Origin of the sequence: Thiohalophilus sp. (assembly GCF_034522235.1) — a bacterium.
Lineage (GTDB): Bacteria > Pseudomonadota > Gammaproteobacteria > UBA6429 > Thiohalophilaceae > Thiohalophilus.
The window spans coordinates 28,513-40,708 of record NZ_JAXHLN010000001.1 but is presented as its reverse complement, the minus strand read 5'-3'; the positions used below and the strand labels follow the sequence as shown (position 1 = coordinate 40,708).

11 protein-coding genes are annotated in these 12,196 nt (G+C 58.9%); 4 read left to right on the top strand and 7 right to left on the bottom strand.

All coding sequences use genetic code 11. The features are described from left to right. Positions 1-221 precede the first annotated feature (221 nt). The 4 genes from U5J94_RS00170 to U5J94_RS00155 all read right to left on the bottom strand — a co-directional run bounded on the left by U5J94_RS00170 (position 222) and on the right by U5J94_RS00155 (position 3,546). Positions 222-1,499 (bottom strand): ammonium transporter, encoded by a 1,278-nt coding sequence (locus U5J94_RS00170; protein ID WP_322563623.1) that lies wholly within the window; start codon positions 1,497-1,499, stop codon positions 222-224. A gap of 20 nt (positions 1,500-1,519) precedes the next feature. Next, positions 1,520-1,858: a P-II family nitrogen regulator gene (locus tag U5J94_RS00165; RefSeq protein ID WP_322563622.1), complete on the bottom strand. Its 339-nt coding sequence runs from the start codon at positions 1,856-1,858 to the stop codon at positions 1,520-1,522. 70 nt (positions 1,859-1,928) lie between these two features. Then, on the bottom strand, positions 1,929-2,585 hold the full coding sequence (locus U5J94_RS00160) for a TorF family putative porin (RefSeq protein WP_322563621.1): 657 nt from the start codon (positions 2,583-2,585) through the stop codon (positions 1,929-1,931). A gap of 310 nt (positions 2,586-2,895) precedes the next feature. Beyond that, a complete protein-coding gene (locus U5J94_RS00155) occupies positions 2,896-3,546 on the bottom strand; it encodes a TorF family putative porin (protein WP_322563620.1) in 651 nt (216 codons plus the stop codon). A gap of 105 nt (positions 3,547-3,651) precedes the next feature. Between U5J94_RS00155 and U5J94_RS00150 the strand changes: the two genes are divergently transcribed. Further along, positions 3,652-3,921 (top strand): accessory factor UbiK family protein, encoded by a 270-nt coding sequence (locus U5J94_RS00150; protein WP_322563619.1) that lies wholly within the window; start codon positions 3,652-3,654, stop codon positions 3,919-3,921. Positions 3,922-4,138: 217 nt separating this feature from the next. Beyond that, entirely contained in the window at positions 4,139-5,677 is a 1,539-nt protein-coding gene (locus U5J94_RS00145) for a YifB family Mg chelatase-like AAA ATPase (RefSeq protein ID WP_322563618.1), read from the top strand. 142 nt (positions 5,678-5,819) lie between these two features. On the opposite strand, the gene U5J94_RS00140 is transcribed toward U5J94_RS00145, so the two are convergent. After that, positions 5,820-6,698, bottom strand: coding sequence for an alpha/beta hydrolase (locus U5J94_RS00140; RefSeq protein WP_322563617.1), 879 nt, complete (start codon positions 6,696-6,698; stop codon positions 5,820-5,822). 197 nt (positions 6,699-6,895) lie between these two features. Here U5J94_RS00140 and U5J94_RS00135 point away from each other — a divergent pair, with 197 nt between their 5' ends. Continuing rightward, positions 6,896-7,366, top strand: coding sequence for a YbaK/EbsC family protein (locus tag U5J94_RS00135; RefSeq protein ID WP_322563616.1), 471 nt, complete (start codon positions 6,896-6,898; stop codon positions 7,364-7,366). A 117-nt stretch (positions 7,367-7,483) separates the two neighbouring features. Here U5J94_RS00135 and U5J94_RS00130 read toward each other — a convergent pair whose 3' ends face one another. Beyond that, complete coding sequence (locus U5J94_RS00130) at positions 7,484-8,866, bottom strand: KamA family radical SAM protein (RefSeq protein ID WP_416224129.1); 1,383 nt, start codon at positions 8,864-8,866, stop codon at positions 7,484-7,486. 294 nt (positions 8,867-9,160) lie between these two features. On the opposite strand from U5J94_RS00130, the gene rep reads away from it, so the two are divergent. Further along, entirely contained in the window at positions 9,161-11,212 is a 2,052-nt protein-coding gene (gene rep, locus U5J94_RS00125; protein WP_322563614.1) for a DNA helicase Rep, read from the top strand. Between the two features lie 422 nt (positions 11,213-11,634). Here rep and U5J94_RS00120 read toward each other — a convergent pair whose 3' ends face one another. Then, positions 11,635-12,078: a c-type cytochrome gene (locus tag U5J94_RS00120; RefSeq protein ID WP_322563613.1), complete on the bottom strand. Its 444-nt coding sequence runs from the start codon at positions 12,076-12,078 to the stop codon at positions 11,635-11,637. Positions 12,079-12,196: the final 118 nt, after the last annotated feature.

Genomic DNA, 12,196 nt, shown 5'->3' with positions numbered 1-12,196 from the left:
TTCGCGGAGGCGCAGAGCCGCAGAGTAAAAATTTTATTCATATTAAATTTAAGGTTTCGTTGGAATAAAGCGACGCTACGCCGACTGTGGAACAAATATATTTTTCTTCTCCGCGCCTCTGCGCCTCCGCGTCCTCTGCGTTTCTTCCTGAGCTTCTGAAAAGAGAATAAAAAAAGGGCGCCCGAGGGCGCCCTTTTGGTTTTGGCTTCCTGCCGTGAGGTTTATCTGCCGGAACCCCGTGTGCCGGTGAACTCGGGATAGGCTTCCATGCCGCATTCGGCGAGATCCAGCCCTTCGTATTCCTGCTCTTCGCTGACCCGAACCCCCATGATGGCCTTGATCACCAGCCAGACGATCAGGCTGACGGCAAAGACCCAGACGAAGATCGTCAGAGCACCGATGATCTGGCCGGAGAGTGTTGCACTACCGGTAATCGGTACCGCCAACAGTCCCCAGATACCGACCACACCGTGGACCGAGATGGCACCGACCGGATCGTCGATCTTCAGCTTGTCCAGGGTCACGATGGAGAACACCACCAGGGCACCACCGATACCACCGATGATTGTCGCCAGTAACGGCGTCGGGGTATCCGGACCGGCGGTAATGGCCACCAGACCGGCCAGTGCACCGTTGAGCGCCATGGTCAGATCGGCCTTGCCGAACAGCATGCGTGCGACAATCAGCGCGGCGATCACGCCACCGGCCGCGGCGGCATTGGTGTTCAGGAACACCATGGCCACATCATTGGCACTGGCCATATCACCCAGCTTCAACACGGAACCGCCATTGAATCCGAACCAGCCCATCCACAGGATGAAAGTTCCCAGGGTGGCCAGCGGCAGGTTGGCACCGGGGATGGCGTTGATCTTGCCATCGGCGGTGTACTTGCCCTTACGCGGACCGAGCACCAGCACCCCGGCCAATGCCGCCGCCGCACCGGCCATGTGCACAATCCCGGAACCGGCGAAGTCGGCGAAGCCGAGATCACCCAGGTTGTACATGCCGAACACATCGCCCCCGCCCCAGGTCCACAGACCTTCCATCGGATAGATGAAACCTGTCATGACCACGGCAAACAGCATAAACGCCCACAGCTTCATGCGTTCAGCTACCGCGCCGGAAACAATCGACATGGCGGTGGCCACGAACACCACCTGGAAGAAAAAGTCCGACGGCGCGGCATAAACTGAACCACCGTCAAACCCGTTCTCGGCAGAGGAACTCAGTGCATCCGCAACCAGTGTCTCACCACCGGCGATACCCGACAGGAACCAGCCGCCGCCATACATAATGGCATAACCGCAAATCATGTACATAGTGCATGAAATTGCGAACAACGATACATTCTTGGTCAATATTTCCGTGGTGTTCTTGGAACGCACCAGACCGGCCTCGAGCATCGAGAACCCGGCGGCCATCCACATAACCAGCGCACCACAGACCAGGAAGTAGAAGGTATCGATGGCATACTGCAATTGGAAAATTTGGTTTTCCATTTCAAGCCTCTCCTCTAGTCTTACAGCGCATCTGCGCCGGTTTCACCGGTACGGATACGAACTGTCTGTTCAATTTCAGAAACGAAGATCTTGCCATCACCGATCTTGCCGGAATTGGCGGCCTTGGAAATGCCTTCGATGACCTGGTCCACCAGACCATCATCGACTGCAGCCTCGATCTTCACCTTGGGCAGAAAGTCCACGACGTATTCCGCCCCGCGATACAACTCGGTATGCCCTTTCTGACGGCCGAAGCCTTTCACTTCCGTCACGGTAATACCCTGTACCCCGATCTCGGAAAGCGCTTCGCGCACATCATCCAGCTTGAAGGGCTTGATGATTGCCATAACCATTTTCATGGTCTTGCCTCCTTAATAGACGCCCACCCGAAGGTGGACAGTTGTATTGAACTGATCCGAAGTCCGGTACTTACAGATCCCATGCGTAACCGATGCTGAAAGTCAGGGCCGTTTCGCCGACAGAACCGTCACTGGCGCTTGAGCGCAGATCGAGGTTCTTATCGTTGTTGATCAGAGCAACGCTGTAATCAACGTCGCTGACCGTTTTGCTGTAGCCCAGCTCGGTATAGTCACCTTCGAACTCATCACCCCAGGAACCAAAGGTGATATAGGCACCCTTGTATTCGGCGCTCACGCTCAGGAAAGTGTAATCAGCCGGTGTACCAAAACCGTCCCATTCACCGACAGCGTAAGCCACGCTGATCGGTCCATAACCAAGACTGGCCGCAACTTCAGAATAGGTATCATCCCAGTCGTCGGAGTAGTTATAGGTGACATAGCCCAGGTCATAGCTAAAACCCTGGTACTCACCGGCATAACCGGCATACAAGTCATACTCCACGCCGTCATTCACGTCGGCCAGCCAGGTGCCCGCATAGAATCCTGGACCGAACTCAACATCCAGTCCTGCCGAGGCGGAAGATTCAGCCTGGTAAACACCACGGAAAAAGTAGTCCGAGGTATAACCCACATTGGCAGATACGGAGGTCTCCGCCATCACCATTGGGCTCGCGACTGTTGATGCAGCCAGGGCGGAACCTACGAGTAATACTTTAACGTTTTTCATTTATCTCATCCCCATACAGTTGAGAGTGTTAAAAGAAAGTGATTGCTGTACAGGGTATTGCGAAGGGCGTGCCAAGTTTAATTTGTTATTAAAAACAGAGACTTGCAGAAATACTCGATTGGCGACGCACTCTGTTTGTGCGCAGAAAGCGATCATGGGGCGGGTGGTCGCACCATTGCGGTGCGAAAAGACAAGACAAGCCGTATAGCCAGCAAGTTTACCGGTTGAAGTGCCGCCGGATAAAAGTGCCCCCGACTATACCGAACACATTGATCCGGCTTACCGGTGGTTAACTTTTCCCTGCTGTCATTCAGAGATCAAAGTTCCGCTGCCAGGAGACCGAGACACGCATTTCATCAAGGTCATTCCCGACATCCAGATCATTCTTGTCCAGGGCAAAGACAAACTCGTCCTTTTTCAACGCGGCATGAAAGTGTTTGTAATCTTCCAGGGCAGGGTCATCAAATTCATACATCCCCAACAGCAGTGTCAGAGACCGATCCTCACCCAGATCCACGTCACTGCTGATACTCAGATAGAGATCGTTGTCCTGAGAGGTCCCGTCTTTGTCGATAGTAAATGCCGCCGTCGCGGTGAGCAGATGAAAATCAAAACGGCCGTAGATTTCGGTCGCATCATCACCCGTATTGGCAACCGGGTACTGATACATGATGATACCGGCATCAAAGGGTATTTCCGAGACGGTCCCGCGATAACCGCCGTACAAATCCAGTTCATAGCCATTGCCATTACCGTAATTGGAAGTCCAGACGCCGGCATAGAGATTGGTCTCGTGAGTATAGTCGATACCGCCCTGCACCGACGCATCGTCATCGGTCTGGGTCACGCCTCGCCAGATGTAGTTGGATGTAACGCCCAGATTACCGGTCAGTTCGCCCTGGCCCGAGGCGGTCGCCGGCAGGCCCGCGGCCAGCAGCAGGATGCTTGCAAGATGTTTCATAATCTCTCTCCCGAATTGTCATTATTTAGCTGGCCGCGCGTTTACCCGCCGGACTGAACTATTATAATGATAGTCTCATTCACTATCCCGCACAGGCGAGCCCCAATGCAGACTCCGGATATCGAACAACTGGTCGACCGTATCATGAACGCCCTGCCCCAGGGTTTGCAGGAGATGAAGCAGGAGGCCGATCAACAGATGCGCGCCGCCCTGCAGCGTACCCTCTCCCAGATGGATCTCGTAACCCGTGAAGAGTTCGACATCCAGAGCGAGGTGCTGCTGCGTACCCGCAGCAAACTCGAGGCCCTGGAGCAGCAGGTCGCCGCCCTCGAGCAGGCCCTTCAGCAGCAATCACCTCCAACTGAACAAAATTAACCACCAGGGCACGAAGACACCAGGAAAAAGAAGGTAAATCGGCATCAAGGTACCTGGCTTATCCAGAGGATTATGATTTTCTTGGTGTCTTCGTGCCCTGATGGTGAGATTCCCTGCCAGGCGGTTGCATCGGCCGGCAGTTCGTATAAAAATCGAAACACGACAATGGAATCCGGCAGGCCGCTCCCGGCCTGTGCCACAGACAAGGGAAACTGTCATGAATCTCGCAGTGGTCTACACCCGCGCCCAGTGTGGCGTCGACGCCCCGCTGGTCAGCGTGGAAACCCATCTCTCCAACGGCCTGCCCGGTCTGTCTATCGTGGGGTTGCCTGAGACCGAGGTGAAGGAGAGCAAGGACCGGGTGCGGGCCGCGTTGCTGAACAGCCGCTTCGAGTACCCCGCCCGGCGCATCACGGTCAATCTGGCTCCCGCCGATCTGCCCAAGGAGGGCGGCCGCTTCGATCTCGCCATCGCTCTGGGCATCCTGGCCGCCTCCGGACAGCTGCCGGTCGACGCGCTCGCCCGCTATGAGTTTCTCGGCGAACTGGCCCTCGGCGGCGCCCTGCGCCCGGTACGCGGCGCCCTGCCCGCCAGCATCCACAGCCGCCGGGCCCAGCGCTGTCTGATCCTGCCGGCGGAGAATCTGGCCGAGGCCACCCTGATCCAGGAGGCCGAGGTCCTGGCGGCCGCCCACCTGAGCGAGGTCTGCGCCCATCTGGTGGGACAGCAACGGCTCGCCCTGCCCGAGCAGTCCCCCATCAGCGCACACGCCCCCGAACGCGAACCGGATCTGGCCGAGGTTCGCGCCCAGCATCAGGCCCGCCGGGCGCTGGAGATCGCCGCCGCCGGCGGCCACAGCCTGTTGCTGGTCGGCCCACCCGGGACCGGCAAGTCGATGCTGGCCCGGCGCCTGCCAGGCATCCTGCCGACCATGAGTGACGAGGAGGCGATGGAGAGCGCCGCGGTCCAATCCATCAGCCATCAGGGCTTCGATTGCGCCCGCTGGAAGGTGCGCCCGTTTCGCGCACCCCATCACACCGCTTCAGCGGTGGCCCTGGTGGGCGGCGGCAGTCACCCGCGGCCGGGCGAAATCTCCCTGGCCCATCACGGAGTGATGTTTCTGGACGAGCTGCCCGAGTTCGATCGCCGGGTGCTGGAGGTGCTGCGCGAGCCGCTGGAGAGTGGCATGATCACTATCTCCCGGGCGACCCGCCAGGCCGACTTTCCGGCCCGTTTTCAGCTGATCGCCGCCATGAATCCCTGCCCGTGCGGTTATTACGGTGATGCCAGCGGACGTTGCCGCTGTACTCCGGATCAGGTCGCCCGCTATCGCGCCAAACTCTCGGGGCCCTTGCTGGATCGGATCGACATGCACGTCGAGGTTCCCAGTGTCTCGCTGGAAGTGATCCATCAGGAGAGCGGCAACCGTGAAGAGGACAGCGCCACGGTACGCCGGCGGGTCGAGGCGGCCCGGGCGGTGCAGCTGGCGCGCAGCGGCGTCGCCAACGCCCAGCTCGATAACCCCCGCCTGGAAGCGATCTGCCGGCTGGACGAGGCGCCGGCGCGGTTACTGCAAACGGCGATCGCCCGTCTCGGTCTGTCGGCGCGAGCCTATCACCGGGTGCTGAAACTGGCACGCACCATCGCCGATCTGGCCGGTGCCGAACAGATCACCGACGCCCACATCAGCGAGGCGATCGCCTATCGGCGGCTGGATCGCCCCCTCCTCCAGGCCACCGAACCCGGGCGATACTAAATGAAAGTTCCGCATCCCCGAACAGAGTAAACTTTGCGAGCTGTCCGTCCCTGCCAGAAGATGTTGTGAATACCTCCCTGCACGGCCGACGGTTCTGAAAGGCAGGGCGCCTCGCACCGCTGCGGATATTCGGATCGCCGGTTTAAAGCTGCGCCTGCCACTGGCGGCAGATAGTCTCGATGATCTCGCGCACCTCTTCGGGCTTTTCGGTCATGGGCCAGTGGTTGCAGTGCACCGGCACGATATCGCTGTGGGGAATGCGGGCGATCCTCTCCTCCAGCGCGCGGTGATCCGTCAGGGTGGTCCCGGTGGAGAGCAGCACCCACACCGGCTGGGTGATCCGGGCATAGTCGGGTAGCGGGCGTACCACCTCCAGCACATCCTGCAGATAGTTGGCCAGCGGGATGAACTCCAGGTCCACCCGCGGGTTGGTATACAGGCGGGCGATCTCCGAAGCCGAGGTCTGCTTGAGCAGCTCGCGGGTTTTGACATCCAGCGCGTACAGATCGCGAATCGGAAATTCCCGCTTGCCCAGGCCCAGCGCGTACCCCAGGCGTAATAACCTGACGATCAGCCACAACAACGGTCGAAAACGGCGCGCCTTGCCCAGCCGCCCATGCAGCAGTTCGGGGAAAACCGGATCCAGCAGAATCAGCCCGCCGCACAATGCCGGGTAACGCAGCGCGAAGTCCATGGCGATCTGGGCGCCGAGACTGTGACCGAGAATGACCGCGTTGTGCGCTCCTTCCTGCCGCAGGACCGCGGCCAGATCCTCGCACCAGTGCTCGCGGTGATAGGTCTTGCGGGTCATCGAATAGCTGTGGCCGCGCAGATCGGGGCGCAGCAGGTTCCAGTCGCGGCGCAGATCGGTATTGGCGACAAACTCGCTCCAGCGGCTGTGATTGCTCGCTAACCCGTGCAGCATCACCAGGGTCGGTGCCTGCGGCCCCTGGCTGACCCGTTTGTAGCCCAGCCGCACCCCGTCGGCGGCGGTGAGATAACGCAGTTCTTCACTCGGCATACTGAATCGTTTTTATTGGCATTTGTGTAACCAGTTTTATCATGCCTATAACCGCTTTGCAGCCGGCGATTGTCGACTATAGTTATACAGAGCCTGACGCGTTTTTTGCGACATTCCGGTTTGCTCCCGCGCCACGCCTGCAAAACCGGAGCAATCAGTCTCTTCTATCAATGCACTGATGATCAGGAGGATTCATCATGACCATGTCTTTAAGGTTACTCGAATACCTGGAATGGAAAAGCGTCGATTACGAGCTGCTGCATCACGCCTTTGTCACCGGCAGCCTGCGCACCGCGGCCATGGCCCACATTCCGGGCCGCCAGATTGCCAAACCGGTGGTATTGAAAGACGAACAGGGCTATCTGGTCGCGGTGATCCCCGCCTCGCACAAGCTGGACCTGGAGGAACTCAACCGCGATCTGCACCGCAAGCTGAGCCTGGCAAGCGAAAAGGAGATCGCCAGACTGTTCGACGACTGCTCCAAAGGCGCGGTCCCGCCCGTCGCCGAGGCCTTCGGTTACGAGGCCGCCGTGGACGAAACCCTGGAAGCCTTCCCTGACGTCTACTTCGAAGCCGGCGATCACGCCGAACTGGTCCACGTGTCCGGTGATGATTTTCGCTACATGATGCACGGCGCCCGGCACGGGCACTTCAGTCATCCCAACTAACAGGGACGAGTTACGAGGGCCGAGTGACGAGGCATTAATAAAACTGGCATGGAGAAATTATTTCCTCGTCACTCGTACCTCGTCCCTCGGCACTCCCCGGCCCTTCGGGCCGGGTGGTCAGACGACCCTGGGACTGATTTCGCCTGAGAGCATGGCCTGGTATTCGTCCTCGAAGAAGAATTTCTCCTCGCCGAAGGCCGGCTTGAGCTGATCCAGCCAGGTGGCATTTTCATCATACTGTGCGAAGAAGGGGCGCTGGACCCAGTCGGGGTTGCGGGCCTGGATGAAGCGCAGGACAAACACTTTCTCGCCGTGGATCTCGCTCACCCCCTGGATCTCCACCTTGCCGGGACCGGCGCTCATGGAAGGCCCGCGGGCGGTGCGCCCGAGGCCGGAGACCTGCTGCATGGCCTCGCGGTAGATCTCCCAGGCACGGGCCAGCGGGACTTCGAAGTACTGCTTCGCCCCGGTATCGCGTTCGACGAACAGATAATAGGGCACCAGTCCCAGCCGGACCTGCTCGCGCCACATATCGGCCCAGATCTGCGAATCGTCGTTGATGTGACGTAACAGCGGTGCCTGGGTGCGGATCACCGCGCCGGTTTCGCGGATCCGGTGGATCGCTTCGCGCGCAATATCGGTATCCATTTCCCGCCGGTGATTGAAATGAGCCATCAGGGCGACGTGTTTCCCCGCCCGGGTCAGCCGTGACAGCAAATCCAGCAGTGCGTCGGCATCCTCGTCGGTAACATAACGTTGCGGCCAGAAGGTCAGTGACTTGGTGCCGATACGAATGGTCTGGATGTGCTCGAACTGCGGTTGCATCAGTGGCTCGAGATATTTCACCAGATGCTGGGTTTTCATCACCATGGGATCGCCGCCGGTGATCAGCAGATCGCTGATGTTCGGGTGCTGTTTCAGATAGGCATGCAGATGGTCGGCTTCTTTGGCGGAGAAGCGCAGCGCCTTGTCGCCGATAAACTGGGCCCAACGGAAGCAGAAGGAACAATAGCTATGGCAGACCTGGCCCTGGCTGGGGAAAAACAGGATGGTCTCACGATACTTGTGCTGGATGCCATCCAGGGTCTGCTCACCCAGTTGCGGGACATTCAGCAATTGCTGGCCGGCCGGATGGGGATTGAGTCCGGAACGGATCGCATTGGCCACTGCCTGGATCTCGGCTTTGTCCCCACCGCGCAATGCCTCGGCCATACGCGCGAAATCGGCCTCGGCGAGCATGTCACGCTGCGGGAAGGTCAGCTGGAAGACCGGATCCCCGGGTACATTGTTCCAGTCGATCAATTCGTCAATGACATACTGGTTGACGCGAAACGGCAGTACCTGGGCAACCACCCGCATTTCGAAGCGCTGTGCCTCGCTCAAGCAGGCCAACGGCTCGATCCTGTCCAGATGTCGCTCGGTATAGACCTTAAAACGGATCGGCTCAAAGCGCTCTTCAGCGAGCTCCTGCTGTTTAAGTAATGGCATTACGGGGGTCATCGCTTACTCCCAGATCAAATTTTGTGTGGTTGCCCCTGACACAAAGCAGCCCCGCGGGGCAGGGCTGATACAGATACTAACGACAGATTGTGATGCGGCGAGATGCGCCAGCGAAGACAGGGCGATATATTAATAGAGTCTGTTTACAATAACATTATTCGGCTGGCGGGACAACGACCACCCTGGCTAACATCCCTTAAAAAACAACAACTTGGCTTTTAACTCCATGCCGCCGACGCTGCGCCATCCGCGCCCGAATGTCAATATCGACCTGTAGCGCACTGCGCCTCTACAATGATGCGCCAGCAGGAGCACAAGTCGTTCATGTCCACCATTCTCAATCCCCGACAAAACCAGGCCGTGCGCCACATCGACGGGCCGTGCCTGGTACTGGCCGGGGCCGGCAGTGGCAAGACCCGGGTCATCACCCACAAGATCGCCTACCTGATCCAGGAGTGCGCCATCGACGCCCGGCACATCGCCGCGGTCACCTTTACCAACAAGGCGGCACGGGAGATGAAAGAGCGGGTCGGCAAGCTGCTGCGCGGCGACGCCGGCAAGGGGCTGCGGGTCTCCACCTTCCATACCCTCGGGCTGGATATTCTGCGCCGCGAATACAAGGCGCTGGAGTTCAAATCGGGTTTTTCCATCTACGACAGCGCCGACAGTACCCATCTGCTCAAGGAGTTGATGAAACGTTCCTTCGGCGATGACGGCGGCCAGGCCGAACGCATGCTGTGGCAGATTTCGCGCTGGAAAAGCGAGTTCGTTCTGCCCGAACAGGCCCTGCAACTGGCCGACGGGGATGCGAATAAAACCGCCGCGGCCCTGCTGTACGAACAGTATCGTCATTATCTGAAGACCTACAACGCGGTCGACTTCGACGATCTGATCATGCTGCCGGTGATCCTGTTTCGCGAACACCCGGAGATTCTCGAACGCTGGCAAAACCGGATTCGTCACCTGCTGGTGGACGAATACCAGGACACCAACTCCACCCAGTACGAACTGGTCAAGCAATTGTGCGGTGTGCGCGGCAACCTGACCGTGGTCGGCGATGACGACCAGTCCATCTATGCCTGGCGCGGTGCCCGGCCGGAGAACCTGTCGCTGTTACAACAGGACTATCCCAGACTGAAGGTGATCAAACTGGAGCAGAATTACCGCTCCACCGGCTGTATTCTCAAGGCCGCCAACCGGCTGATCGCCAGCAACCCGCATGTCTTCAAAAAACGGTTGTGGAGTGAGCTGGGTTACGGCGATCCGATCCGGGTGATTTGTACCCGCCACGATCAGCACGAAGCGGAGCAGGTGATCTCGGAGATCATGCATCACATGTTCGTACAGCGTACCCAGTATGCCGATTACGCGATTCTCTATCGCGGCAATCACCAGTCCCGGCTGTTCGAACAGGCCCTGCGCGAACACAATATCCCCTATTACCTGAGCGGCGGCACCTCGTTTTTCGCCTATACCGAGATCAAGGACATCATGTCCTATCTCAAGCTGATCACCAATCCGGACGACGACAACGCCTTTCGCCGGATTATCAACACTCCGCGCCGCGAGCTCGGCCCCGCGACCCTGGAGAAGCTGACCGAGTACGCCATGGGCCGCGGCCACAGCCTGTTCGTGTCCGCCATGGAGTTCGGCCTGAGCCAGGTACTGAGCGACCGGGCCGCCGAAAAGCTGCAGCGTTTCTGCCACTGGATCCTGGATCTGCAACATCAGGCGGAAGGTGACGCACCCGCCTCGGTGGTCAAACGGCTGATTGTCGATATCGATTACGAACGCTATCTGCTGGATAACAGTCGCGACGAGATCATTGCCGAGCGTAAGCTGGAAAACGTCAACGAGCTGGCCAACTGGATCGAACGCCTGGCCAAAGCCAATCCGGATGCCTCGCTCAACGAACTGGTGGCCAAACTGACCCTGCTCGACACCCTGGATCGCAACGAGGAAGACGAGCGCGGCAACCGCGTCCACCTCATGACCCTGCATGCCGCCAAGGGGCTGGAGTTTCCCCATGTCTATCTGGTTGGCATGGAAGAGATGTTGCTGCCGCATCGCAGCAGTATCGAGGAAGAAAACCTCGAAGAAGAGCGCCGCCTCGCCTATGTCGGCATTACCCGTGCCCAGAAAACCCTGACCCTGACCTACGCCAACCAGCGCAAGCGCCGCGGCGAAATGCAGGAATGCAGCCCGAGCCGTTTCATCGACGAGTTACCGGACGAGGATCTCAAATGGTCCGGCGAAGGGGTACAGATGGATCCCGAGGAGCGCCAGGAGCGCGGCCAGGCCCATCTGGCCAACCTGCGCAGCATGCTGACAGGGAGCGATGGATAGTGCTGAGTGCTGAGTGCTGAGTGCTGAGTGCTGAGTGCTGAGGGTAGTTGAGCAGGCTTTTGCCTGAAATGGTGGGAGGCGATTGACGTACAAGGACGTACTACCCCGGCTCTGTTCCTGACAGAGCTCGGGATACACGCCATCCCTGGCGATAATGTCGCGTGAGGCAGGACGATGTACAGGAAGTACAAGTGTCGCGAGAGACCAGGGAGGGTCGAAGCGACTGCCGAGAGCGACGCATCAGCGACCCTGTTGGGATTCGCAAGGTCGCGGCGAAAAGCCCCTCCCAGATCCAGCATGCGCAGCATGCTGGATGTGACGAGGGACGAGGGACGAGGAAGTAATAAGAAAAAGCCGGGCATCGCCCGACTTTTTCTTTGCCTCGTTACTCGTCACTCGTCCCTCGTCACAGCCGCAGGCCTTTATTTGCTTTCAGCGACCATATATTCCACGGCAGCCTTGACTTCCTGGTCGCTCAGGCCGGCGTTACCGCCTTTGGGCGGCATGCCCTTGAAGCCGTTGATGGCATGGTCGAACAGGGTGTCGTCACCCTTGGCGATGCGATCTTCCCAGGCCCCCGTGTCGCCCAGTATCGGCGCACCGGCCGCACCGGTAGCGTGGCAGGCCATACAGGCCGAATTATAGACTGACTTGCCGTCAGCCCCGCCCCCGCCACCGGCGGTTTCCTGCTTGACCTCGGCGGTGTTCACCTGGCCGATAGGCGCGATCCGTTCCTCGATGGCGGCCTGAACCCGGGGATCATTCTGGACATCAACGGAATCTTTGCCGCTGATGGCATTGGCACCGATGATCGCCAATACCATGAATACCAGCAGACCGATCAGAAGCCCCACAAAAACCTTCATAAAATCCGTGTCTTTTTGATCCACACTTAGCCCCTCTACGTTTGGTCGCTTGTAGCCGGCGCCTGAAAAAATCGCCCGACCCTGTCAAATTTCGCGTCGATTATAATCGGAATCCGCC